Here is a 24,755-nt window from a genome sequence, read left to right on the forward strand (position 1 = left end):
CGCCTCCCGCTGGTCTGGAGCCCGGCTTTCTCAGTGGCTCAGCTTGAGCCCGATCAGCCCGCAGACGATCAGTGCGACGCTGGCCAGGCGCAGCAGGGCCATCGACTCACCGAACAGGATGATGCCGGCGATCACCGTGCCTACGGCGCCGACGCCGGTCCAGATGGCGTAGGCGGTGCCCAGTGGCAGCTCCTTCATGGCCAGGCCAAGCAGGGCCAGGCTGACCAGCATCGCGCAGACGGTCAGTAGCGTTGGCAATGGGCGGGTGAAACCGTCGGTGTATTTCAGGCCGATGGCCCAGCCGACCTCGAACAGGCCGGCGAGAAACAGAATGATCCAGGACATATTCACCTCCAGTGGCTGAAGGGGCCGTCCCCGGATGAGCCACCCCGCGATCGGGGTGCGGAGGTCGTCCTCGCGTGCGCCAATATTGTGCATATTGGTGCATTTGGAGCAAGGCGCCCTGGATTGGTGCGTGGTGTTGGCTCAGTCGGCGCGTTGCTCTGAGCGCTGCTCCATCCGCCGATAGAGCGTCGCCAGCAGCGGGCCGGAGAGGTTGTGCCAGACGCTGAACAGTGCACTGGGCACGGCTGCCAGTGGGCTGAAGTGAGCACTGGCCAGGGCGGCGCCGAGGCCGGAGTTCTGCATGCCGACCTCGATGGACAGGGTCTTGCGTTGCGCCAGGTTCATGCCGAACACGCGCCCGGCCAGATAACCCAGGCCCAGGCCGATACCGTTGTGCAGGATCACCACCGCCATGATCAGCAGGCCGGATTCGGCGATCTTGCCCTGGTTCGCGGCGACCACTGCCGCGACAACGGCGACGATGCTCACTACCGATATCAACGGCAGCACTTCCACGGCGGTCTTCACCCGCTCGCCAAGCACGCGCTGGACGATCAGGCCGAGAACGATGGGTAGCAGCACCATCTTGAGGATGGAAATGAGCATGGCGCTGAACGACACCGGCAGCCATTCCGATGCCAGCAGCCAGATCAGCGCGGGTGTCACCAGCGGGGCGAGCAGGGTGGTGATGGCGGTGATCGATACTGACAGCGCCAGGTCGCCGCGGGCGAACCAGGTCATCACGTTGGAGGCGGTGCCACCCGGGCAGCAGCCCACCAGTATCACGCCAACGGCGATTTCCGGCGGCAGCGCGAAGGCCCGGCACAGGGCCCAGGCCAGCACCGGCATGATGCTGAACTGCGCAATGACGCCGAGCAGTACCGCCAGCGGGCGGCGGGCAACTTCCTGGAAGTCCGAGCCTTTGAAGGTCAGGCCCATGCCGAACATGATCAGGCCGAGCAGCGGGACGATCAGCACGGTCATTGATGCGAACCAGGTAGGCTGGAAGAACGCCAGAATGGCGAACAGCAGCACCCAGATGGCGAAGGTGCTGCCGACGAAACGGCTGAGGGCGATCAGGGCATGCATGGCGTGTTTCCTGGCAGGTTCGGAAAAGCCGGCAAGCCTACCAGAAGCGTCGTTATTTGCCTGGTCGAGTCATGACTGTATTGAGCTCGCAGCGTACCCGCGCTGTAGGAGCCGGCTTGCCGGCGATGTTCTACTGAGGTTTTTCGAGCTGACGGATCGCCAGCAGGCAGGTGCCTACAAACGCCTTACAGCGGCTCCTCGTCCGCCGGGTAGCGGCTGGCGCTGAGGCTTTCCTTGATCTTGCGCAGGTGCGGCTGGAAGTCCACCCCGCGACGCAGGGTGACGCCGGTGGCGAGCACGTCGAGCACGGTGAGCTGGATGATGCGCGAGGTCATCGGCATATAGATGTCGGTGTCTTCCGGCAGCGGAATGTCCAGGCTCAGGGTGCTGGTCTTGGCCAGGGGGGAACCGGCAGCGGTGAGGCCGAGCACCGAGGCGCCGTTCTCACGGGCCAGGCGCGCGACCTCGACCAATTCGCGGGTGCGCCCGGTGTAGGAAATGATCACGAACAGATCGCCGGTGTGCGCGACCGAGGCGATCATGCGTTGCATCAGCACATCCGAGTGGGCGGAGACCGCCAGATTGAAGCGGAAGAACTTGTGCTGCGCGTCCAGTGCCACCGAGGAAGAGGCGCCGAGGCCGAAGAAGTGGATCTGCCGCGCCTGAATCAGCAGGTCGACGGCGCGGCTGACGTGCTGCGGGTCGAGGCTCTGGCAGGCTGCGTCCAGTGACGCGATGGTGCTGCCGAAGATCTTGCGGGTATAGGCCTCGGGGCCGTCATCGGCAGATACCGCACGGCTGACGTAGGCCGCGCCGCTGGCCAGACTCTGCGCCAGCTGCATTTTCAGCTCGGGATAGCCGTTGGCACCGAAGGAGCGACAGAAGCGGTTGACCGTCGGCTCGCTGACCCCGGCAGCCTGAGCCAGGGCGGCAATGCTGAAACGAGTGGCCTGCTGCGGGTCGTAGAGGATCACTTCGGCGACCTTGCGTTCAGCCTTGTTCAGGTCGTCCAGGCGGCTCTGGATCTTTTCCAGCAGGTTGCGCACGCGGTCCATAGGGGCTCCTAACAGGCGGTTGAACGGGCTTGGCGGCATTGCGATGGGCGGTAAAACAACCGGCCTATCCTACTGATGACGCTCGATGGTCACCACTGACTTATCTCTTGTAGTAAGTAATGTTGTTGCTATAACAATATTTGTCCTTGATAAAAGCACAATCAAGCGGTATTTCTAACGCATCTTGATAAAAGAACAATCTCATGGCCGCAATCAAGCTTGAATCCTGTACCTTTGCCCTGTTCGGTGCCTTGGGCGATCTCGCGTTGCGCAAGCTGTTTCCCGCGCTTTACCAGCTCGATCGCGCCGGTTTGCTGCACGATGGCACGCGCATTCTGGCGCTGGCCCGCGATGCCGGAGCGCCTAGCAGCCACCTGGGCACCATCGAGCAGGCGCTGCGCCTGTATGTGCCTGCCAAGGAGCTGACGGACGTCGACCTTTCGCGCTTTCTCGCAAGGTTGAGCTATCTGGTCATGGATTTTCTCAAGGCCGAGGATTACGCGGCGTTGCTCGAGCACGTCAGCCCGCAGGATCAGTTGATCGCCTACTTCGCCACTCCGGCTTCAGTTTATGGCGGCATCTGCGCCAACCTGGCAGCGGTGGGCTTGGACGAAGGCACGCGAGTGGTACTGGAAAAGCCGATCGGCCATGACCTGGCTTCCTCGCGTGCGGTCAACGATGCGGTGGCTCAGGTATTCCCGGAGAACCGCGTCTACCGCATCGACCATTACCTGGGCAAGGAAACGGTGCAGAACCTGATTGCCCTGCGCTTTGCCAACAGCCTGTTCGAAACCCAGTGGAACCAGAACCATATTTCCCACGTGGAAATCACCGTGGCCGAGAAGGTGGGCATAGAAGGGCGCTGGGGCTATTTCGATCAGGCCGGGCAGTTGCGCGACATGATCCAGAATCACCTGCTGCAGCTGCTCTGCCTGATTGCCATGGACCCGCCCAGCGACCTGTCCGCCGACAGCATCCGTGACGAGAAGGTCAAGGTGCTCAAAGCGCTGGAGCCGATCAGCGTCGAGCAGCTCGGCCAGCGTGTGGTGCGCGGCCAGTACGTTGCCGGCAGCAGCGACGGCCGGCCGGTGCCGGGCTACCTCGAAGAGGAAAACTCCAACGCGCAGAGCGATACCGAGACCTTCGTCGCCCTGCGCGCGGACATCCGCAACTGGCGTTGGGCCGGTGTGCCGTTCTACCTGCGCACCGGCAAGCGCATGCCGCAGAAGTTGTCGCAGATCGTCATTCACTTCAAGGCGCCGCCGCACTACATCTTTGCCCCGGAGCAGCGGCAGTTGATCGGCAACAAGCTGATCATCCGCCTGCAGCCGGACGAGGGCATCGCCCTGCAGGTGCTGACCAAGGATCAGGGGTTGGACAAGGGCATGCAGTTGCGCAGCGGCCCGTTGCAGCTGAGCTTCTCCGATACCTATCGCAGTGCGCGCATCCCCGATGCCTACGAGCGGCTGCTGCTGGAAGTGATGCGCGGCAACCAGAACCTGTTCGTGCGCAAGGATGAGATCGAGTACGCCTGGCAGTGGTGCGATCAGTTGATCGACGGTTGGCAGCGCCTCGGCGAAGCGCCGAAACCCTACACGGCCGGCAGCTGGGGCCCCATGGCCTCGGTTGCATTGATCACTCGCGATGGCAGGAGCTGGTATGGCGATCTCTGAACTTGAACTGCCGCAGGGTGTACAGGCCCGCCCGCACGATGATGCCGAGCAACTGGCTCAGGCGCTGGCGCAGCGCGTGGCCGAGGCGCTGCGCGAAGCCATTGCCAGGCGCGGTCGGGCAACCCTGGTAGTCTCCGGCGGCCGCAGCCCGGTGCCATTTTTCGAGGCGCTGTCACAGTGCGAGTTGCCCTGGGCGCAGGTATTGGTGAGCCTGGCCGACGAGCGTTGGGTGCCAGTCAATCACGCCGCCAGCAACGAGGCCCTGGTGCGTCGCCATCTGCTGCGTGGGCTTGCTGCCGAAGCGCGTTTCCTCAGCCTTTATCAGGTCGCCGGTAATCATGAGCAGGCTGCCGAACTGGCCGATGCAGCCGTCGCCGAACTGGCGCCCATCGATGTGTTGGTGCTGGGCATGGGCGACGATGGCCATACCGCCTCGCTGTTTCCCGGCAGCGCCAACCTGGCACAGGCGCTGCAGACCGACTGCCCGCGTCGGGTGCTGGCAATGCGCGCGCCGAGCGAACCGGCGCAACGCCTGACTTTGACGCTGCCGGTCCTGGCCAGCGCTGGCCTGTCGCTGCTGGCGATCCAGGGCCAGGCGAAACTGAACACCCTGAAAGCGGCGCTGCAGCCGGGCGACACCGCCCAGTTGCCAATTCGCGCCTTCCTCAATTCCCCTCTCGAAATCCATTGGTGCCCCTGACATGACCAGCCTTGACCAAAACCAGCGTGCGCGCATGGCCGACAAAATTGCCGAGATCGACCGCATCTGCGCCCAGGCGCAGATCATGCCGGTGATTACCATCGCCCGTGAGGAGGACATCCTGCCGCTGGCCGATGCTCTCGCCGCCGGTGGCCTGCGGGTGCTGGAAGTGACCCTGCGCTCGGAGCATGGTCTGGAAGCGATTCGCCGTCTGCGCGCCGAGCGTCCGGAGCTGTGCGTCGGCGCCGGCACCGTGCTCGATGAGGAAATGCTGGCGGCGGCTACCGCTGCCGGTGCGCAGTTCATCGTCACGCCGGGCAGCACCCATGAGCTGTTGCGGGCAGCAGTGGACAGCCCTGTGCCGTTGTTGCCGGGAGTGAGCAGTGCGTCGGAACTGATGGTCGGCTATGCCCTGGGGTACCGCCGCTTCAAGTTGTTCCCGGCTGAACTGTGCGGTGGCGTGGCCGCGCTCAAGGCGCTGGCCGGGCCTTTTGGCGGCGTGCGCTTCTGCCCGACTGGCGGGGTCAATCCGGACAACCTCAGGTCTTACATGGCGCAGCCCAACGTCATGTGCGTGGGTGGCACCTGGATGTTCCAGCGTGATTGGGTCGAGAGCGGCAACTGGGCGCGTATCCAGCAGTCCAGCAGCGAGGCGTTGCAGTTGCTGGCATGACTCGGCTAGTGGCAGGTGGTTGAAACTGCCTGCCCTGACGTCGGTGTGGCAGGCGTCAGCGCAAAATGTTCATCTTCAGCGGGTAGGGTCGAGCGCCACATTCGAATGCTTTTCGGCTGTTTTTACCGGGGCGATTGTCGTCTTGGCCTGCCAATCAATTTCCGTCCAATCCACTTATCTGGTCATCTAGTTGAATGATGACTTAATAGTGGCGCCATGATATCGTCGACCGATTGGTCACTTTTTGAGTGCCGTGGTTAGCGTGCTGGCAACAAGAACAATTCTCCAGCGGATATCCAATCCCTTTTCCTTGGACGGAGAATTTCATGAGCAAATGGCTCGGCAACGTCAGCGTCACCCTGAAGCTCGCCTTCAGCTTCGGCCTTGTGCTTCTGCTTACCCTGATTCTTGCGATCACCGGCTGGGATGGCATCAGCCGCCTGATCGAGCGCGGGCAGCGAGTCGTCGAGATCAACGAGGTCAACAACCTGCTCGATGATCTGAGAGTCAATCGTGTGCGTTATGTGATGAGCAATGGCGACGAGAAACTGGGGGATGAGATGCAGCGCGCGCTGGATCTCTATCGCGAGTCTCACGAGCGCATCATGGGTAACTTCAGGTCGGCAGATAACGTTCGCTTGCTCAAGGAACAGAATGGGCAGATCGCTCACTATCAGGATTCCCTGACCGCCATGCGCAGTGCATTTGCCGACGCCGCCGCCACGCGCAAGGAAATGGGACGGCTGGCACGTGAGGTCTTCGCCGAGATCGAAGCGCTCGATACGCTAATCGAGCGCATGCCGGAATACGATCCGCAGCGCCAGGTGCGCTATCGGGCTATGCGCGATGCCAAGGAAGGCATTCAGTTGATGCGTTACGAGGTGCGTGGTTACACCGCCAACGTCAATGCTGATACCGAGGCGGCAGTGACTCGGCAGGTGCAGAGAACGGCCGACAGCCTGACCCAGCTCGATGTGGCCATGGGCAGCGAGAGCGCTGCACAGGTCAAGGCCATTCAGAGTGGCTTCGATGATTACCGGGCGGTGGTGGAGGCGTTCCAGCAGGCCAATACGGCGGCGCTGAAGGCACGTGACGAGCTGGACCAGACGGGTAATGAGATCGTCAGGTTGAGCGACGAGTTGGTGCACAACCAGGTCGTACAGCGCAACAGCGACAGCGCGGCGGCCAAGTCCATGCAGTTGATCACTACGCTGGTGGCGCTGCTTATCGGAATTGGCTCGGCCATCGTCATGACGCGCCAGATCACTCGGCCTCTGGGGGAGACGCTGCAGGTGGTGGAGCGTATTGCTGCGGGTGATCTGACGGACCTGCCGGAAACCAGCCGTAGCGACGAGATCGGTGTGGTGCAGCAAGGTGTGCAGCGTATGGGCCAATCCCTGCGTGAGCTCATCGGCGGTATCAGTGACAGCGTCAGCCAGATCGCCAGCGCCGCTGAGGAACTGTCGGCCGTCACGGAGCAGACCAGCGCCGGGGTCAACAGCCAGAAGCTGGAGACCGATCAGGTGGCCACTGCGATGCAGGAGATGTCTGCCACGGTCAACGAGGTGGCACGCAATGCCGAGCAGGCGTCGCTCGCTGCGGTCGATGCCGACGCCGAAGCCAATCAGGGTGATCGCGTGGTCGCCGAGGCCATCGGCCAGATCGAGGCGCTGGCGGCAGAGATGGTGCGCTCCACCGATGCGATGAACCTGCTGCAGAAGGAAAGCGAGAAGATTGGCAGCGTGATGGACGTGATCAAGGCGGTGGCCGATCAGACCAACCTGCTGGCGCTCAATGCCGCCATCGAAGCGGCGCGGGCTGGTGAGGCCGGGCGTGGCTTCGCCGTGGTGGCCGACGAGGTGCGCAGCCTGGCGCGGCGTACACAGCAGTCCACCGAGGAGATCGAGAGCCTGATCGGCGCACTGCAGCGCGGCACTCAACAGGTCGCCGGTGTGCTCGACGAGAGCCGCAGCATGACCGAAGGCAGCGTCGAACTGGCGCGCAAGGCCGGTGTGGCACTGGGTGTGATCAACCAGAAGGTCTCCAATATCCAGTCGATGAACCAGCAGATCGCCGCGGCTGCCGAACAGCAGGGCGCCGTCGCCGAAGAAATCGGCCGCAGCGTGCTCAACGTCCGCGACGTGGCCGAGCAGACTGCCGCTGCCAGCGAAGAGACCGCCGCCAGCTCGGTGGAGTTGGCGCGTCTGGGCAATCATCTGCAGCTATTGGTCAGCCGTTTCCGCGTTTGATACGAGTTGGATTCGGTGCGCGCGGCGCACCCTACGGGATGTGCGCCGTTCAAGCCGTAGGGTGCGCTGCACGCACCGCGGACTATCCTGAATCTGCCGGCAAGGATTCAGGAGACAGGGAATGTCCAATTACCGCCGCGCCCGTGATGCGGGCGCATGCTATTTCTTCACGCTGGTCAGCCACCAACGTCTCCCGGTGCTGACCGATGCGCCATTGCGCGCAGCCTTGCGCCGCGCCATCGAACGAGTCCGTTTACACCGTCCCTTCGTCATCGAGGGCTGGGTGTTGTTGCCTGACCACCTGCACTGTGTCTGGCGCATGCCAGAGGGCGATGCAGATATTGGCTCACGCTGGTCGATGATCAAGCGGTTGACCTCTCAGGCAATCGCGATACCTGGAACCGTGAGTCTGAGCCGTAGCCTGCGTCGTGAAGCCGGGCTGTGGCAGCGGCGCTTCTGGGAGCACCGCATTCGTGATGAAGGCGATTACCAGCGGCATATGGATTACCTGCATTTCAATCCGGTGAAGCATGGCTTGGTCGATCGTGTAGGGGATTGGCCTTGGTCGAGCTTCCACCGGTTGGTAAACGAGGGGATATATCCGCCGGACTGGGGTGGTGACGCTTTGGTGGACGGCGGCGAATACGGTGAATGACGCGGTGCGCATGGCGCACCCTACGGGGTGTGTGCCGTTCACCTCGTAGGGTGCGCTGCGCGCACCGGCTTTTCTCGGGTGATGAAAAAGGGCACATATCCGATGGTTTGGGGGCACGTCTTAGTGGATGACGGCGAGTACGGCGAATGATGTTGTTCGCGTGTCGCCCCCTACGGGATGTGCGCCGTTCACCTCGTAGGGTGCGCTGCGCACACCAGCTTTTTTCAATGTGCCTGTCGATTCTTCCGTCGCCCGTTCGACTACTGCATAGAACCCCGCCCAGGGTTCACTGTCAGCCGTAGGGAGACACCCTGCGCGCGACTTCGACTCGAACAAGGAGAAAGGCGATGCGTTTCATGGTGATTGTCAAAGCGACGGCAGATTCCGAGGCCGGTGTGATGCCCTGCGAGGAGTTGTTGACGGCCATGGGCCGTTACAACGAGCAATTGGCCGCAGCCGGTGTGATTCAGGCCGCAGAAGGCCTGCACCCCAGCTCGAAGGGCGCGCGGGTGCGCTTCTCCGGTTCGCAGCGTACGGTAATCGATGGCCCGTTCATGGAAACCAAGGAATTGGTGGCCGGCTTCTGGATATTTCAGGTCGAGTCGCTGCAGGCCTGTATCGACTGGGTCAAACGTTGCCCCAATCCCATGCCTGGCGAATCCGATATCGAGATTCGGCAGATCTTCGAGGCCGAGGATTTCGGCGCCGAGTTCACCCCCGAGTTGCGTGAGCAGGAGGATCGTATCCGCGCGCGCATGAGCAGTGAAAACCAAGGAGAGTAGCGATGAAGATACATGCCTATCTGATGTTCGACGGTCAGTGCGAGCAAGCCTTCAACTTCTATGCCGAGCTGCTGGGCGGCAAGCTGGAGCTGATGCGTTTCGGTGAAAGTCCGGATGCCGGCGAGGTGCCGCCGGAGTTTCACGATCGGGTGATGCACGTGTGCCTGACGGCGGGTGATCAGGTCCTGATGGCTTCCGACACCACCCCACAGTATCCGCACCCAGGCATCAAGGGCTGCTCGATCTCCCTGCAGGTGGACAACGTGCCCGAGGCTGAGCGCCTGTATGAGGCGTTGTCGGCCGGTGGTGAGGTGCAGATGGAGCTGCAGGCGACGTTCTGGGCGACCCGTTTCGCCATGCTCACCGACCGTTTCGGGGTGCCATGGATGATCAACTGTGTAGTCGATAGCCAGCAGGGCTGACTGCAAGCGTCCTGAACCCGGCCCGGGTGCGCGGGATTCAAGCTTTCGCGGCTGAAGCCGCTCCTACCGAGCAAACGAGCACCTTAGGAACGGCTGAGCGGCATTGCGCTTCAGCCGCGAAAGACTGAAGCGGTTCCTGAACGAGCAGTATCCGGCAGCTCCGATCATCAGCCGCGACAAGGCTGGAAGCTCGCCGCTAAAGCGCCTCCCACAAGACGCAAGCTCCACTTGTGAGCGCTGCTAGCTCGCCAGAGTCAGCGGCGTAGGCTCTTCCTGAACTTGCACGCCTGCCAGGAATTCCTCACCCCAGCGACGGATATCGTTGTAGTTGACGATATCGAACAGCTCGCGCAGGCGCGCCTGGGCTTCACTCTTGGGCAGGTTCAGGGCCAGATAGCAGGTTTGCGCCAGGTCGGCCGGATCGTGCGGATTGGTCAGTAACGCGCCTTTGAGTTCGGCGGCGGCGCCGGCGAACTCCGACAGCACCAGTACACCGCGCCCACCGAGCAGGCCCTGGGCTGCGACGAATTCCTTGGCCACCAGGTTGAGGCCGTCACGCAGCGGGGTGATCCACATCACGTCGGCCATGGCGTACCAGGCGCTGACTTCCTCGAACGGCAGGCTGCGGAAAAAGAACTGCAACGGCGTCCAGCCTATACGGGCGAAGCGGCCGTTGATGCGGCCCACGGCCTGCTCGATCTGCGTTTGCAGCTCGTCGTAGACCGTCATTTCCCGTGCCGCGGGTACGCAGACGGTGACCAGGGTGACCTTGCCGATCAGCTCGGGGTTGTCATCCAGTAGTCGCTCGTAGGCGTTGAGCTTTTCCAGAATGCCCTTGGTGTAATCGAGACGTTCGACCGACAGGATCAACTTGACGCCTTTCATTTCCTCACGCAGTTGCCCCATCAACTCCTTGATCTTCGGTGCTTCCAGCGCGCTGCGCACGCGGTCGATATCCAGGCCGACCGGATGCGCGCCGAGTTTGACCTGGCGTGTGCCGGTGTCCAGTGCAGTGGTCATGCGCTCCAGGCCCACGGCGCAGCCGTACGTGATGAAGCGCGGTGCACAGCTTTGTCGTTCCAGCGTCTGCAGGGGGAATACGCCTCGGGCGACATCGACGAAGTTCTCCACCTGGCGCGGGATGTGAAAACCGATGTAGTCGCACTGCAGCAGGCTGCCGACGATCTGCCGGCGCCAGGGCAGTACGTTGAACACGTCTGCCGAAGGGAAGTAGGTGTGGTGGAAGAAGGCGATGCGCAGGTCCGGGCGCAGCTCGCGCAGGTAGGCCGGCACCATCCACAGGTTGTAGTCGTGCAGCCAGACAATGGCGCCTTCGGCGGCTTCCAGGGCTGTACGTTCGGCGAAGGCGCGATTGACCTTGAGGAATACCTGCCAGTCGTCTTCGTTGAAGGTGGCGCGTTCCCAGAAGGTGTGCAGCGTCGGCCAGAAGGCTTCCTTGGAGAAGCGCTTGTAGAAGACGTCGACTTCTTCCTTGCTCAGCTTGACCCGCGCAGCGGTGAGCTTGGGGTAGCGCTCGGCGTCTACTGTGGTGTGGCTGTCGAAGGGCTCGTCGCCGTCCTCATGTACGGCCCAGGCAACCCAGGAGCCCGGGCGACCATCGCCGAAGAAACTGAGCAGGGTTGGGATGATGCCGTTGGGCGAGGTCGGGCGGCGGCGCTGCAGTTTGCCGGCTGCATTACGATATTCCTCGTAAGGCAGGCGGTGATAGACCATCACCAGCTCCGCCTTGCCGGGCTGAGCAGCCTGGCGGCGTTCGGCAGCGATGCCATGCTCGCCGAGAAAACCGAAATGGGCGAAGGCTTCGAGAATGCCACCGCAGCCCGGACGATTGGCATGCAGCGTGCGCGAATGATTGCTGGTGGCCTCCAGCAGCGCGCTTTCTGATTCACCGACGCACACGCCATGGAAGCTGGAGCTGAGCATGGACAGGTCGTTGAGGGTGTCGCCGGCGGCCAGCACCTGGTCGTGATTCAGTTCCAGCCAGTCGGCCAGGGACTTGAGGCTGCTGCCCTTGTTCACACCCTTGGGCAGAAAGTCGAGGTACAGCCCGGCGGAGTACAGCAGGTCGCAGCCGAGGCTGTCTGCCGCTTCGAGCAGGGCCGGGTTGTTGGCCTGCTCGGGCGTGCAGAAGTAGGAGCAGCGGCGTGCCTGTGGCACGTCCTGGCGCTCCAGGCCGAAGGCTTCGATGGTGCTGGCCACCTGGCTTTCACCGGGCCAGTGGGCATCGACCGCGCTTTGCAGTGGCTGGATCGGCTGCAGGCTGTCGCCGTGCACCAGGGTCGCGCCGACGTCGGCGATGATGTAGTCCGGCTGCGGCAGGGTCGGGTCAGCCAGCAACGGCAGCACCGCCTCCAGGCTGCGCCCGGTGACATAGGCGAGTTTGATCTCGGGGTGCGCGGCGATGGTCTGATAGAGGCTCAGGCGGTCTTCAGGGGCGCCGGCGAGAAAGGTTCCATCCAGGTCGGTAGCTAATAGCATCGTTGTTTCTCCAGAAGTGGCCGGTGCGGCGCGGCTCGTTGGCGAGCGGCCGGCAGGGCCGGGTTCTGGCTGCTTGGGGTAGGCTCGGGGCCTTGCCGAAACAGCCGGTTAACGTCTTCAGGACACGGGGTTCGCGGTGTCCTCCATTGGCTCGTGCTCATGCTGCGGCGCATCGGGCATCAGCTCCAGCACGGTGGGGCTGGTGCGCAGCATGGGCACGAAGTGGGCGGCATCGCCGCTGACCAGGTCGCTGACATGGCGCAGCCGATAGAAGGTGTAGGCGGCCAGCAGACCGAGCGTGCAGGCGAAGTAGAGTGGCAATGCTGCCGCGCCGAGCTGTTCCATCAGGACGCCAGCCAGCAGCGGCCCGCAGACCGAGCCGATGCCATTGACCATCAGCAGGCTGGCGGAGCCGGAAAGAATCTCATCGCTGTGCAACTGGTCGATCAGTTGCGCCACGGCGATGGGGTAGATGGCGAAGGCCAGGCCGCCCCAGATGAAGATGGCGCCGAGCAGCAGCGGCCCGGCTGGCAGCAGACTCATGATCAGCGCCAGGCCGACCGCCAGCAGCACCACCCAGAGCAGCACCTGACGGCGGTCGTGGCGATCCGAATAGATCCCGATGGGCCATTGCAGCAGCGCGCCGCCGAGAATGGTGGCGGTCATCAGCAGGCCAACGCCAGCAGTATCGAAGCCGGCCAGACTGGCGTAGACCGGCGCCATGCCCCAGAAACCGCCGAGCGCCAGCCCGGACAGACCGGCGGCGACTATGGCCAGTGGGGCGATGCTCCACAGTTGACGCAGATTGCTGGGTGGCGTTTCCGGCAGGCTCGGTTGTACCTGGCGGGTCAGCGTGATGGGCATCAGCGCCGCACTGATGAGGATGGCGGCGATGGCGAACAGAGTGAATTGCACCGGGTCGGCAAGGTGCAGCAGTTGCTGGGCCAACGCGAGAGCGCCGAGGTTGACCGCCATATACACGGCAAATACCTGGCCGCGCTTTTCATTCGGCGCCTGGGCGTTGAGCCAGCTCTCGATGACCATGTACAGCGTCACCAGCCCCAGCCCATAAAGCACGCGCAGGAACAGCCAGATCCACGGGTTGATCAGCAGCAAATGGAGCAGGGCAGCGATGGCCGCCAGTGCTGCGCAACAGGCGAACGCACGGATATGCCCGATGCGCCGGACCAGCGGAGTCGCCAGCCAGGTGCCGAGAAGGAACCCGACGAAGTACCCGGACATGATCAGTCCGAGCATCGTGGTGGAGTAGCCTTCGGCGACGCCACGCAGGGTCAGTAGGGTGTTGAGTAGACCATTGCCAAGCAGGAGCAAAGCCACGCCGCTCAGCAGTGAACTGATGGGGGCAATGAGAGACCACATGCGAACTACCCTAGGGAACTGTGCTACTGATAGCAAGCACGAAGCACGCCATGATTTCTGCGTTTCGTTTTTATCTATTTGATTTTAAAGGATTATTTTTATAGACAAACGGTCGCCCAATTTTTTTCTGGGTACAACTGCCCCATCATGGGGCTTCGCTTGCTACGTGCAGGGGCAGCAGTGGGCTGTATTCGGAGGGCAGCGTGCGGTTGAGGCGAGCGATGAAGTCATTGATTTCCTCACGCTCGCGCCGCTCGTGCAGGTGGCGCTCTGCAGTGTCACGGACGCTGCGAGCATGGCGCAGAAGCTCGCTGCGTTGCGCCTCACTGCAGGGGCAATGCAGCAGGTTCTTGTAGGCTTGCAGCAGGCTGACCAGAACGCTGACATCCGCAGCGCCATAAGCACGTATTGGCCCCAGCAGCTGCAGCAGCAACTGGTCCAGCGACAGCTCGTGGTAGGACAGCCGCGGCGGCTCATCGGGCAGGGCGGCAAAGTCCCGGTCGCTCAGCGCCAGGCGCTTGCTCAGCAGCACGCTGAGCAGATCCACGCTCTTGATCGCTGTGCCTGGATCATTGATGCCGGGGCTCAGCGCCTTGACCGCGATCTCCGACATTTGCCGGCAACCGAAGAAGTAGTGGGTGCTGGCGTATTCCTCGATGAAGAAGTCGAAGCAGTCGAGCAACTGTTGGCAGACGTCTTCGTCCTGCGCACGCTCCAGACGAAACAGCGGATGCCCCTCGCTGACGAAGAAGCCGCGGTGGGCCAGTACCGTCATGCGCACCTGGTGTCGCCGCAGCAGCGCATTGGCTTCGTTGACGTTGAGTGCCTTGAAGTAGCCGTTGCGCTGCGCATTGACGGTCACCCAGCCACTGTCATCCGGCCAGGGTGGCTGCTGCTCTATTGCGGACAGGCTGGTGCTGCAGGCATCGAGCTTTTCCAGGCTGGCGCCATAGAGGTTGCTGAGGATGTGCTCGACCTGAATCGACTGCGAGATCGAACGGATGAAATGCACGAAAAGGCCCAGGCAGGTGATACCCAGTGCCAGGGTGATCAGCACGCCCAGGCTGGGCACCCGCTCGCTGTCGCCCTGTTCGATGGTGGTGATCAGCAACAGCGCGTAGAGAATGGTGCCGAGGTAGACGCCGAGGGTTTTCTGATGCCCCTTGCTGCTGATCAACCCTGGAATCACCCGCGGTGAAAGTGAGGCAGCGGCGTTGTTGAGTACCACCATGACCATCGAGAAACTGAACACCATCAGCGACAGAATGCCGGCCACCAGGGTGCCGAGTATCAATCTGGCATTGTCCGCATTACGCACCAGGCCAAGATCGAACTGTTCCTTGAGTGCCGTCATCCAGGGGCGGTATTCGATGGCCATGGTCAGCAGACACAGCAGGAAGAAGCCGATGGCGATCAGCGTCGGGTAGAACGCCAGGCTATGAATGACGCGCTGGTAGGCGCGGAACAGGATGTTGCTGGTTACGGCCATTGGCGAATCCGTCGTGGATGGCATTGACCGCACTATAGCCGGGAAGCGGGCGGGCGGCAGGCCATAGTGACCGCCGCCCGCCGACTCAGTTCACGCAGACCCGGGCAATGGCAGCGGCCAGTTGATCCAGGCGGCTGGCATCCAGCCCGGCGACATTGGCGCGGCCACTGTTGACCATGTACACGCCGAACTCTTCACGCAGGCGCAGCACCTGTAACGGGGACAGCCCGGTGTAGGAGAACATGCCACGCTGCTCGGCCACATGCGCGAAACGTGCGTTCAGGTTGTGCGGCTCCAGGGCATCGACCAGGCCGCGACGCAGGCTGGTCACGCGCAGGCGCATACCTTCCAGCTCGTCCAGCCACAGGCTTTTGAGTTCATCGTCGCCAAGAATGGTCGCGACCACTGCCGCGCCGTGGGCAGGGGGGGTCGACCACAGATTGCGCGCGATGGAGGAGAGCTGGCTGCGGATGTCGACGAGCTTTTCGGCATTGCCCGCGCAAACGATCAGCGCGCCGGTGCGCTCGCGATACAGGCCGAAGTTCTTCGAGCAGGAGCTGGTGATCAGCAATTCTGGCAGCTCGGCGGCGAACAGGCGCACCGCCCAGGCATCCTCTTCCAGGCCATCACCGAAGCCCTGGTAGGCGAAGTCGATCAGTGGCAGCAGTTCGCGTGCCTTGACCACCTCCAGCACGCGTTTCCAGTCCCGTGGGGAGAGGTCGAAACCGGTAGGGTTGTGGCAGCAGGCATGCAGCAACACCACGTCGCCTTTGGGCAGGTGGCTGAGGGCGGCGATCATCGCCTCCACATCGAGCCGGTTGTCGGCGCCGACGTAGGGATAGTGGCCGACCTTGAGCCCGGCCTCGGCGAACAGGGTTTCGTGAATCGGCCAGGTCGGGTCGCTCAGCCAGATGCCGCGTCCCGGCAGGCAGTGGCGGATGAAATCGCCGGCCAGGCGCAGGGCGCCGGTGCCGCCGGGCGTCTGCGTGGCAGCGGCGCGCTGTTCACCCAGCAGCCGCGAGCGTTCCCCTAGCACCAGGCGGCTCAGGTGTTCGCCGAAGGCGGTATCGCCATGGCCGCCGATGTAGCTCTTGCTCAGTTCGCTGTCGATCAGTCGCTGTTCGGCCAGCTTCACCGCACGGGGGATCGAGGTCAGGCCCTGAGCATCCTTGTAGACGCCGACTCCGAGGTCCAGGCGCGCCGGATTGGTGTCGAGGCGATAGGTTTCCATCAGGCTCAGAATGGGGTCGCCCGGTACGCGGGCGACGTCACTGAAGTGGCTCACTTGCGGCCCTCGGCACTGGCGGCGAGCACATCGGTGCGAGCGGCCATGATGAAGTCGTTGCGGTGCAAACCGCGCATTTCGTGGCTCCACCAGGTCACGGTAACCTTGCCCCACTCGGTGAGCAGGGCCGGGTGGTGACCGACTTCCTCAGCGATGGCGCCGACCGCGTTGGTAAAGGCCAGGGCGTGACGAAAGTTCTTGAACAGGTAAACGCGCTCCAGCTCCATGTGGTCGCCGCGCACCTCGATGTTCCAGTCGGGGATCTCGCGGATCAGCTCGGCCAGCTCCTGCTCGGATACTTTCGGCGCATCGGCGCGGCAGGCTTCGCATTGGGCTTGGGCAAGGCTCATGGGATTTCTCCAGGGTAAGAAGTTTGGGTGAATCGGCTGCTGCCTAGTCAGTTAACCATCGAATGTAGGCGCCGCGCCTCGCGGCGAACGGGTAAGTCACTGGTTGCATCAAGTGCCACCGCTCAGGCCGCTTTCGGCGGAAACTTCGGCGCATGCAGGCCCAGGCTCATGGCCTGTTGCACCAGCGCCATGATGTCTTGCTGAGCGAGTTCGAACAGGCGCTTGAGCTGGGGCAGTACGAAGTACAGCGGTTGCAGAATGTCGATGCGATACGGCGTGCGCATCGCTTCCAGCGGGTCGAAGGGTTGATGCTCGGGCTCGTCGGAAAGGGCGTAAAGGGTCTCCTTCGGCGAGGAGAGAATGCCGCCACCATAGATACGTCGACCGGCCGGGGTGTCGAGCAGGCCGAACTCGATGGTCAGCCAGTACAGCCGCGCCAGGTATACACGTTGCTCCTTGCTGGCCTTGAGGCCGAGCTTGCCGTAAGTGTGGGTGAATTCAGCGAACCAGGGGTTGGTCAGCATGGGGCAGTGGCCGAAGATCTCGTGGAATATGTCCGGTTCCTGCAGGTAGTCCAGCTCTGCAGGCGTGCGGATAAAGGTGGCGACGGGAAACTGCTTGCTGGCCAGCAGCTCGAAGAAGGTCTGGAACGGAATCAGCGCAGGCACCCGTGCCACACGCCAGCCAGTCGTGGCTTCGAGCACGCGGTTGATCTCGCCCAGCTGCGGAATGCGCTGCAGCGGCAGGCCGAGTTGTTCGATGCCATCCAGGTACTCCTGGCAGGCACGGTTTTCGATCACCTTCAGTTGGCGGGTGATCAGGGTGTTCCACACCTGATGTTCGGCTTCGGGGTAGTGGATAAAGCCACTTTCGTCCGGTTCGCGGGCCAGGTACTGCGTGCTCTTCATCGCTGCCTCCTGCAGGGGGCTGTTGTTCTTGTGTTGACCAGAGCATGCCTTCGATTACTCAACCGGCGAGGGTCTTGTCGGGCGCTTTGCGAGAAAGAAGACGACGAGGCTGTAAAGTTTGGCTTACGATAATGGTGCTGGGGCCGTGTGATGGCTTGCTGTGCGCTGAAAACTGGCACATATTCTTTACGAAAATTATGCCGTTGCAGCGATTTTCCGCACTGTGACGGCCCATAACAAGACCAATAAGAGCCTGAGCCATGCGTATCAAGGTCCATTGCCAGAACCGTGTCGGCATCCTGCGTGACATTCTCAACCTGCTGGTCGACTACGGCATCAACGTCGCCCGTGGCGAAGTCGGCGGGGAGCAGGGCAACGCCATCTACCTGCACTGCCCGAATCTGATCAATCTGCAATTCCAGTCGCTGCGCCCGAAGTTCGAGGCGATTGCCGGCGTATTCGGTGTCAAACGGGTGGGCTTGATGCCCAGCGAGCGGCGCCATCTGGAGCTCAATGCCCTGCTCGGGGCGCTGGATTTTCCGGTGCTGTCCATCGACATGGGCGGCAGTATCGTCGCCGCCAACCGCAGCGCCGCGCAGCTCCTGGGCGTACGTGTTGACGAGGTACCGGGCATGGCGCTGTCGCGTTACGCCGAGGACTTCGACCTGCCCGAGCTGGTGCGCGCCAACAAGACGCGGATCAACGGCTTGCGGGTGAAGATCAAGGGCGATGTCTTCCTCGCTGATATCGCGCCGCTGCAGAACGAACATGACGACAGCGAGGCGTTGGCCGGCGCGGTACTGACTCTGCACCGCGCCGATCGTGTCGGCGAGCGCATCTACCACGTGCGCAAGCAGGAGCTGCGCGGTTTCGACTCGATCTTCCAGAGTTCCAAGGTGATGGCTGCGGTGGTCAAGGAGGCGCGGCGCATGGCGCCGCTGGACGCGCCGCTGTTGATCGAGGGCGAAACCGGCACCGGCAAGGAGCTGCTGGCACGCGCCTGCCACCTGGCCAGCCCACGTGGCCAGTCGCCGTTCATGGCGCTCAACTGCGCCGGCCTGCCCGAGTCCATGGCCGAGACCGAGCTGTTCGGTTATGGCCCCGGCGCCTTCGAGGGCGCGCGCCCGGAGGGCAAGCTCGGGCTGCTGGAACTGACGGCCGGCGGCACGCTGTTTCTCGATGGCGTCGGCGAGATGAGCCCGCGCCTGCAGGCCAAGCTGCTGCGTTTTTTGCAGGACGGCTGCTTCCGCCGGGTGGGCAGCGATGAAGAGGTGTATCTGGATGTGCGGGTGATCTGCGCCACCCAGGTCGATTTGTCCGAGTTGTGCGCGCGGGGCGAATTTCGCCAGGACCTCTATCACCGCCTCAATGTGCTCAGTCTGCACATCCCGCCGTTGCGCGAATGCCTCGATGGCCTGGCGCCGCTGGTGGAGCATTTCCTCGATTCGGCCAGCCGGCAGATTGGCTGCGCGCTGCCGAAGCTGGCGCCGCAGGCGCTCGAGCGCATGGCGAACTACCACTGGCCGGGCAACGTGCGCCAGCTGGAGAACGTGCTGTTCCAGGCGGTTTCGCTCTGTGATGGCGGCACGGTGAAGGCCGAGCATATCCGTTTGCCGGACTACGGCGCGCCGCAGCCGCTGGGCGAGTTCTCGGTGGAAGGTGGCCTCGACGATATTCTCGGCCGCTTCGAAAAGGCGGTACTGGAGCGGCTGTTTCGCGATCATCCGAGTAGCCGCCAGCTGGGCAAGCGCCTTGGCGTGTCCCATACCACCATCGCCAACAAGCTGCGCCAACATGGGCTGGGCAAGGATTAGCGGCTGTTCATGGTTGGCCGCGCCAGGCCTGGGTTACCCGTTGGCGCAGGGCCTGGCGGTTCTGCAGGCGTTGGATGGCCAGTTCGGCCAATTCGACCCAGTAAGGTGCAACCTCGGCCTGCGCGACTGAAAGCCGCGATGCCAGGTTTTCCCAAACCGGCGGTAGCGGCCCGTGGCTGACGGCGAAGCCACCGTCCTTGTCGCGCGTCAGGTAGCGCACACGCGGTATGCCAGCGAGCAGGATGCGGCCGTAGCACATCAGGCAAGATTCCAGGCTGACGTAGAGCGTCAGCCCTTGGCGGTCGACCTCGGGGTGTTGGTGTTCGAGTTGATCGATGACCTTCATCTCGGCATGGGCCGCGCTGTCGAACGCGTTGGCGAAGACCTGGTTGCGGTCACTGCACAGCAACTCCTGGCGGTCATTGACCAGTATCGCGCCCACCGCGTAGCAGCCGTCCTCCAGGGCCAGTAAGGCTTGCTCACAGCACATCCTGGCCCAGATGTCCTCGGCATTGCTGCTGGCCGGCGCTTGTTGCAGGAGGGCGAGATGCTCGGGGCTCATTGACCTGTCCTCATCCACCACTGGGTAGTGCTCTGAGTATGGCTCGCACGGCTGAGTTCGCCCGTCTACGACCTTGGTGCAATTGGCGGGCAAGCGGGTGGAGGTGAAACTGCGTGCGTACCGATCATCCTGCGTGATTTGGGTGCAAGCGTTTCCGCATTCCTTTTCAGGAATGCCTTGAATGGGCGGGCGACCTGATGGTCGCCCTTTTTTTGCCTGGCGTTCCTGCAGGTGTCGACAACGCTCCGCCTCAGACGCCCTGAGTCAGCCGGTCGATCAGGGCCCGGACGCTGCCCGGCAGCGCATCCAGTTCACGCACCAGCATGCTGCGCTCGCGTACCGCCCAGTCTTCGTCCAACTGCAAGACGGCCAATTGCATGGTACGGCTGTGCCGGCGTGCGGCGGACTCGGGGATGATGCCGATGCCCACGCCGCCCTCGATCATTCGGCAGATCGCCTCGAAGCTCGACACCTGGATACGCAGGGCCAGGTTTTCGCCGAGTTTTTCCACCTGCTCGCGGAGAAAGGTGATCAGGGTGCTGCCCTCGTGCAGGCCGATGTGCTGATAGGCGAGGGTGTTGGCGAAGCTGACCGACTGGCGTTGCGCCAGGGCGTGGCCCAAGGGCACCGCCAGCACCAGGCGGTCGGTGCTGAAATGCAGGACCTGCAGGCCCGGCGCCTGTACCGGGCCGGCGATGATGCCCAGATCTGCCGCGCCATCCAGCACGCCGCGCACGATGTCGCGGCTCAGGCGCTCCTGCAGGTCGACCGTGACCCCGGGGCGTTCGGCGAGAAAACCAGCCAGCACCTCGGGCAGAAACTCGGTCACCGCCGTGGTGTTGGCGAAGATGCGCATGTGTCCGGCGGCGTCGGCGCCGTATTCGGTGAATTCGCTTTTCAGGTAGTCCACCTGGCGCATGATCAGCCGCGCATGCTGCAACAGGCGCTGGCCAGCCGGGGTCAGCTCGACGCCACGGCTGTCGCGATAGAGCAGGCGACTACCGAGCTGGCTTTCCAGAGCCTTGATCCGCGCACTGGCCGCCGCTGGCGAGAGAAAGGCCCGCCGTGCGCCCTGGGTCAGGCTGGGCGACTCGGCGATATGGATGAACAGGCGCAGGTCGGCTAGATCGAAGTGCATGGGTTCCTCTGCTTCTGTGGGAGGGGCCGGGCGGCGATCCGCTTCAGCCGCGACGACCTGGCTTCCCGGCAAACATCGCGGCTAAAGCCCCTCCCACATAGAAATATGGTGTTCAGCATATCCGAACGCTGGATTAAATAAATGCGGATTCTCTGAACGCGCGGCGGGTTGCATGCTCGGTTCCACACAAGAACGAGCGGGAACCATGCACCATGAGTGACTCTGCTTTCTCTGCCTGGATCGGTCGTAGCGAAGAAGTCCACGACCAGATCAGCCGTAATCTGGTCAAGCGCATCGCCGCGACGCTCGGCGACGCCACGCCCGCTCACGGCGAGGCACTGCCGCCGCTGTGGCACTGGGCATTCTTTCAAGATCCCGTGGCTGAAAACGGCCTGGGCGAGGACGGCCATCCGGCGCGCGGCGGCTTTCTGCCGCCAGCTGACGACCGCAACCGCATGTGGGCTGGTGGCCGCATCGAGTTCTTCCAGGCGCTGCGCGTCGGTGGTGAAGCCAGCCGTGTGTCGACCATCAAGCACATCGAGGAAAAGCACGGCCGCACCGGTGCGCTGCTGTTCGTCACCGTACAGCACGACTACCTGCAGGACGGCCAGCTGGCCATCCGTGAAGAGCAGGACATCGTCTACCGCGAGCCGACGCCGCCCAAGGCCAGCAGTGGCGAGCCGCTGGTCGCCGGCGACTGGCGCGAGGCGGTGACGCCGAGCAGCACGCTGCTGTTTCGCTACAGCGCGGTGACCTTCAACGGCCACCGCATCCATTACGACTGGCCCTACGTCACCGAAACCGAAGGTTACGGCGGCCTGGTGGTGCACGGCCCGCTGATCGCCACGCTTAGCCTGCGCGCCTTCTGCCGCGCCAACCCGCAGGCGCGTCTGCGCCGCATCGCCTATCGCGGCCTGCGCCCGCTGATCGCGCCGCAGCCTTTCGAGGTTGGCGGGCGCATCAGTGGCGACGGTCAGGCCGAACTCTGGGCCGGCAACGAAACCGGCCTGGCGCAGCGCGCCGACGTGCAATTCGACTGATTGTTCGTAGCCCGGATGCAAACCGGGAAATCGCCCCGGATTGCATCCGGGCTACGGCTCACTGAGGAACTGTGATGAACGACTACAACAACGAAGAACTCAACGCCATCCGTGAAGGCGTACGCGCGCTCTGTGCGGAATTTCCCGCCGAGTACTGGCGCAAGATCGACGAGGAAAAGGGCTTTCCCGAAGCCTTCGTCACGGCCATGACCGAAGCCGGCTGGCTGTCGGCGATGATTCCCGAGGCGTACGGCGGCTCCGGTCTGGGCCTGGCCGAAGCCTCGGTGATCCTCGAGGAGGTCAACCGCTGCGGCGGCAACTCCGGCACCATCCACGGGCAGATGTACAACATGTTCACCCTGCTGCGTAACGGCAGCGATGAGCAGAAAAGCTATTACCTGCCCAAGCTGGCCAGCGGCGAGCTGCGCCTGCAGTCGATGGGCGTGACCGAGCCGACCACCGGCACCGACACCACCAAGATCAAGACCACCGCCGTGCGTCAGGGCGACAAGTACGTGATCAACGGGCAGAAGGTGTGGATCTCGCGCATTCAGCATTCCGATCTGATGATCCTGCTGGCGCGCACCACGCCGCTGGCCGAGGTGCAGCGCAAGTCCGAAGGCATGTCGATCTTTCTCGTCGACCTGCGTGAGGCCATCGGCAACGGCCTGACCGTGCAGCCGATTGCCAACATGGTCAACCACGAGACCAACGAGCTGTTCTTCGACAACCTGGAAATCCCCGCCAGCAGCCTGATCGGCGAGGAGGGCAAGGGCTTTCGCTACATCCTCGATGGCCTCAACGCCGAGCGCACGCTGATCGCCGCCGAGTGCATCGGTGATGGCCGCTGGTTCATCGAAAAGGCCAGCCAGTATGCCCGCGACCGCGTGGTGTTCGGCCGGCCCATCGGCCAGAACCAGGGCGTGCAGTTCCCCATCGCCAAGGCGCATATCGAAGTGGAAGCCGCCGACCTGATGCGCTGGCGCGCCTGCGAGCAATACGACCGCGGCGAGAACGCCGGGGCCAGCGCCAACATGGCCAAGTACCTGGCGGCGGAGGCGTCCTGGGCGGCGGCCAACGCCTGCCTGCAGACCCACGGCGGCTTCGGTTTCGCCAACGAATACGACGTCGAGCGCAAGTTCCGCGAGACCCGCCTGTATCAGGTGGCGCCGATCTCCACCAACCTGATCATGTCCTACGTGGCCGAGCATCTGCTCGAGCTGCCGCGCAGCTTCTGAGGTATCGGCGATGACCAACCATACGCAACAACTCGCCGCTTTCCTCGCCGAGCTGAGTGATGAGCAGATTCCCGAGCACGTGCTGGAGCGCACCGAGGACCTGCTGCTCGACTGGCTCGGCTCGGCCCTGGCCAGTGAGGGCGCGCGACCTATTCCGCTGTTCGAAGCCTATGCACAGAAGATGGGACCGGCCGATGGCCCGGCGCGCATCCTGGTCAACGGCCGCGGTACTTCGGCGTACTTCGCCGCGCTGGTCAACGGCGCATCGTCCCATCTGGTCGAGCAGGACGATCTGCACAACAGCTCGGTGCTGCACCCGGCCACCGTGGTTTTCCCGGCGGCCCTGGCGGCGGCGCAGGACCTCGGCAAATCCGGGCGTGAGTTGTTGCTGGCCTCGGTCGCTGGCTATGAAGCGGGCATTCGCATCGGTGAGTTTCTCGGTCGTTCGCACTACCGCATCTTCCACACCACGGCCACCGTCGGCACCCTGGCGGCGGCCGTCAGCGTGGGCAAGCTGCTGGATTTCGACCAGCAGCAGTTCGTCCATCTGCTGGGTAACGCTGGCACCCAGGCGGCCGGTTTGTGGGAGTTTCTGCGCGATGCTGCCGACTCCAAGCAACTGCACACCGCCAAGGCCGCTGCCGATGGTTTGCTCGCCGCCTATTTCACCGAGCAGGGCCTGACCGGTGCGCAGAACATCCTCGAAGGTGAGCAGGGTATGGCCGCAGGGATGTCCCGCGATGCCGACCCGAGCAAGCTGTCCGATCGCCTCGGGCGGCGCTGGGCATTGGTGGAGACCTCGTTCAAGTTTCACGCCTCCTGCCGGCATACCCATCCCGCTGCCGATGCCCTGCTGGCGTTGATGCAGCGCGAACGCCTGCGTCACGAGGACATCCAGCGGGTGACAGCGCGCGTGCATCAGGGCGCCATCGATGTGCTCGGGCGCGTGAAGGTGCCGCAGACCGTGCACCAGGCCAAGTTCTCCATGGGCACCGTGCTGGGCTTGATCGCTGTACACGGCAAGGCGCAGCTCACCGAGTTCGCCGAGCTGGCGCTGCAGGACCCGGACGTGGCGGCGTTTCGCGACAAGGTGCAGATGCGCCTGGACCCGGAGGTGGATATCGCCTACCCGCAGCGTTGGCTGGGCCGCGTCGAAGTGCTCACCAGCGATGGCCGCACGCTGTTCAGTGCCATCGATGAGCCCAAGGGCGACCCCGGCAACACCCTCAATCGCATGGAGCTGGAAGACAAGTTCCGCCGCCTGCTGGCTTTCGCTGGCAAACGCAGTCAGGACGAAGCCGGCGTGCTGATCGAGCGGGTCTGGCGCCTGCGCGAGACCGACGATCTGCACCAATTGTTCTGATGAGAACAGCCAATCTGTGGGAGCGGATTCATCCGCGAATGCAATG

At 63.3% G+C, this 24,755-nt stretch carries 22 protein-coding genes and 1 pseudogene; 12 read left to right on the top strand and 11 right to left on the bottom strand.

Going from position 1 to position 24,755, the window contains the following annotated elements; genetic code table 11:
- Positions 1 to 30: 30 nt before the first annotated feature.
- The 3 genes from sugE to ACJRW5_RS07510 all read right to left on the bottom strand — a co-directional run bounded on the left by sugE (position 31) and on the right by ACJRW5_RS07510 (position 2,480).
- Positions 31 to 345 (bottom strand): quaternary ammonium compound efflux SMR transporter SugE, encoded by a 315-nt coding sequence (gene sugE, locus ACJRW5_RS07500; protein WP_484569897.1) that lies wholly within the window; start codon positions 343 to 345, stop codon positions 31 to 33.
- A gap of 141 nt (positions 346 to 486) precedes the next feature.
- A complete protein-coding gene (locus tag ACJRW5_RS07505) occupies positions 487 to 1,434 on the bottom strand; it encodes a bile acid:sodium symporter family protein (RefSeq protein ID WP_484569898.1) in 948 nt (315 codons plus the stop codon).
- Positions 1,435 to 1,619: 185 nt separating this feature from the next.
- Positions 1,620 to 2,480 (bottom strand): MurR/RpiR family transcriptional regulator, encoded by an 861-nt coding sequence (locus tag ACJRW5_RS07510; RefSeq protein WP_484569935.1) that lies wholly within the window; start codon positions 2,478 to 2,480, stop codon positions 1,620 to 1,622.
- Positions 2,481 to 2,692: 212 nt separating this feature from the next.
- Between ACJRW5_RS07510 and zwf the strand changes: the two genes are divergently transcribed.
- The 8 genes and pseudogenes from zwf (at position 2,693) to ACJRW5_RS07550 (ending at position 9,643) form a co-directional block, all read left to right on the top strand.
- Positions 2,693 to 4,162 (top strand): glucose-6-phosphate dehydrogenase, encoded by a 1,470-nt coding sequence (zwf, locus tag ACJRW5_RS07515; RefSeq protein ID WP_484569899.1) that lies wholly within the window; start codon positions 2,693 to 2,695, stop codon positions 4,160 to 4,162.
- The gene (pgl, locus tag ACJRW5_RS07520) at positions 4,149 to 4,862 is read left to right on the top strand and encodes a 6-phosphogluconolactonase (protein ID WP_484569900.1); all 714 of its coding nucleotides are present in this window, start codon (positions 4,149 to 4,151) and stop codon (positions 4,860 to 4,862) included. The genes zwf and pgl overlap by 14 nt, the downstream gene beginning before the upstream one ends.
- 1 nt (position 4,863) lies before the next feature.
- Positions 4,864 to 5,535, top strand: a complete 672-nt coding sequence (locus ACJRW5_RS07525) for a bifunctional 4-hydroxy-2-oxoglutarate aldolase/2-dehydro-3-deoxy-phosphogluconate aldolase (protein ID WP_484569901.1) — start codon at positions 4,864 to 4,866, stop codon at positions 5,533 to 5,535.
- Between the two features lie 326 nt (positions 5,536 to 5,861).
- Positions 5,862 to 6,881, top strand: a pseudogene (locus ACJRW5_RS07530) (methyl-accepting chemotaxis protein); the annotation flags it as partial.
- Between the two features lie 198 nt (positions 6,882 to 7,079).
- Positions 7,080 to 7,784 (top strand): methyl-accepting chemotaxis protein, encoded by a 705-nt coding sequence (locus tag ACJRW5_RS07535; RefSeq protein WP_484569936.1) that lies wholly within the window; start codon positions 7,080 to 7,082, stop codon positions 7,782 to 7,784.
- 121 nt (positions 7,785 to 7,905) lie between these two features.
- Positions 7,906 to 8,439 carry an REP-associated tyrosine transposase gene (locus ACJRW5_RS07540; RefSeq protein ID WP_484569902.1) on the top strand — a complete coding sequence of 178 codons (534 nt, stop codon included), beginning with the start codon at positions 7,906 to 7,908 and terminating at the stop codon, positions 8,437 to 8,439.
- 347 nt (positions 8,440 to 8,786) lie between these two features.
- The gene (locus ACJRW5_RS07545) at positions 8,787 to 9,221 is read left to right on the top strand and encodes a YciI family protein (RefSeq protein ID WP_484569903.1); all 435 of its coding nucleotides are present in this window, start codon (positions 8,787 to 8,789) and stop codon (positions 9,219 to 9,221) included.
- Positions 9,222 to 9,223: 2 nt separating this feature from the next.
- The gene (locus ACJRW5_RS07550; protein ID WP_484569904.1) at positions 9,224 to 9,643 is read left to right on the top strand and encodes a VOC family protein; all 420 of its coding nucleotides are present in this window, start codon (positions 9,224 to 9,226) and stop codon (positions 9,641 to 9,643) included.
- Between the two features lie 240 nt (positions 9,644 to 9,883).
- On the opposite strand, the gene ggpS is transcribed toward ACJRW5_RS07550, so the two are convergent.
- The 6 genes from ggpS to phhA all read right to left on the bottom strand — a co-directional run bounded on the left by ggpS (position 9,884) and on the right by phhA (position 17,554).
- On the bottom strand, positions 9,884 to 12,142 hold the full coding sequence (gene ggpS / locus ACJRW5_RS07555) for a glucosylglycerol-phosphate synthase (RefSeq protein ID WP_484569905.1): 2,259 nt from the start codon (positions 12,140 to 12,142) through the stop codon (positions 9,884 to 9,886).
- Between the two features lie 117 nt (positions 12,143 to 12,259).
- A complete protein-coding gene (locus ACJRW5_RS07560) occupies positions 12,260 to 13,522 on the bottom strand; it encodes an MFS transporter (RefSeq protein ID WP_484569906.1) in 1,263 nt (420 codons plus the stop codon).
- A 145-nt stretch (positions 13,523 to 13,667) separates the two neighbouring features.
- The gene (locus ACJRW5_RS07565) at positions 13,668 to 15,011 is read right to left on the bottom strand and encodes a DUF2254 domain-containing protein (protein ID WP_484569907.1); all 1,344 of its coding nucleotides are present in this window, start codon (positions 15,009 to 15,011) and stop codon (positions 13,668 to 13,670) included.
- 85 nt (positions 15,012 to 15,096) lie between these two features.
- Positions 15,097 to 16,296: an amino acid aminotransferase gene (locus ACJRW5_RS07570; protein WP_484569908.1), complete on the bottom strand. Its 1,200-nt coding sequence runs from the start codon at positions 16,294 to 16,296 to the stop codon at positions 15,097 to 15,099.
- Positions 16,293 to 16,646, bottom strand: coding sequence for a 4a-hydroxytetrahydrobiopterin dehydratase (locus ACJRW5_RS07575; protein ID WP_484569909.1), 354 nt, complete (start codon positions 16,644 to 16,646; stop codon positions 16,293 to 16,295). Before ACJRW5_RS07575 ends, ACJRW5_RS07570 begins: the two co-directional genes overlap by 4 nt.
- 122 nt (positions 16,647 to 16,768) lie before the next feature.
- The gene (gene phhA, locus ACJRW5_RS07580) at positions 16,769 to 17,554 is read right to left on the bottom strand and encodes a phenylalanine 4-monooxygenase (protein WP_484569910.1); all 786 of its coding nucleotides are present in this window, start codon (positions 17,552 to 17,554) and stop codon (positions 16,769 to 16,771) included.
- A 260-nt stretch (positions 17,555 to 17,814) separates the two neighbouring features.
- Here phhA and ACJRW5_RS07585 point away from each other — a divergent pair, with 260 nt between their 5' ends.
- Complete coding sequence (locus ACJRW5_RS07585; RefSeq protein WP_484569911.1) at positions 17,815 to 19,368, top strand: sigma-54-dependent transcriptional regulator; 1,554 nt, start codon at positions 17,815 to 17,817, stop codon at positions 19,366 to 19,368.
- A gap of 7 nt (positions 19,369 to 19,375) precedes the next feature.
- Here ACJRW5_RS07585 and ACJRW5_RS07590 read toward each other — a convergent pair whose 3' ends face one another.
- Both ACJRW5_RS07590 and ACJRW5_RS07595 read right to left on the bottom strand, forming a co-directional pair.
- On the bottom strand, positions 19,376 to 19,930 hold the full coding sequence (locus ACJRW5_RS07590) for a nucleoside deaminase (protein WP_484569912.1): 555 nt from the start codon (positions 19,928 to 19,930) through the stop codon (positions 19,376 to 19,378).
- A 250-nt stretch (positions 19,931 to 20,180) separates the two neighbouring features.
- Positions 20,181 to 21,068 (bottom strand): LysR family transcriptional regulator, encoded by an 888-nt coding sequence (locus ACJRW5_RS07595; protein ID WP_484569913.1) that lies wholly within the window; start codon positions 21,066 to 21,068, stop codon positions 20,181 to 20,183.
- Between the two features lie 212 nt (positions 21,069 to 21,280).
- On the opposite strand from ACJRW5_RS07595, the gene ACJRW5_RS07600 reads away from it, so the two are divergent.
- From ACJRW5_RS07600 to ACJRW5_RS07610, 3 genes are all read left to right on the top strand, one after another.
- Complete coding sequence (locus ACJRW5_RS07600; RefSeq protein WP_484569914.1) at positions 21,281 to 22,108, top strand: HTD2 family dehydratase; 828 nt, start codon at positions 21,281 to 21,283, stop codon at positions 22,106 to 22,108.
- Between the two features lie 74 nt (positions 22,109 to 22,182).
- Complete coding sequence (locus ACJRW5_RS07605; RefSeq protein WP_484569915.1) at positions 22,183 to 23,346, top strand: acyl-CoA dehydrogenase family protein; 1,164 nt, start codon at positions 22,183 to 22,185, stop codon at positions 23,344 to 23,346.
- A gap of 10 nt (positions 23,347 to 23,356) precedes the next feature.
- Positions 23,357 to 24,709 carry an MmgE/PrpD family protein gene (locus tag ACJRW5_RS07610; protein ID WP_484569916.1) on the top strand — a complete coding sequence of 451 codons (1,353 nt, stop codon included), beginning with the start codon at positions 23,357 to 23,359 and terminating at the stop codon, positions 24,707 to 24,709.
- Positions 24,710 to 24,755: the final 46 nt, after the last annotated feature.

This window comes from Pseudomonas pichavaramensis, from assembly GCF_050473265.1.
Classification (GTDB): domain Bacteria; phylum Pseudomonadota; class Gammaproteobacteria; order Pseudomonadales; family Pseudomonadaceae; genus Aquipseudomonas.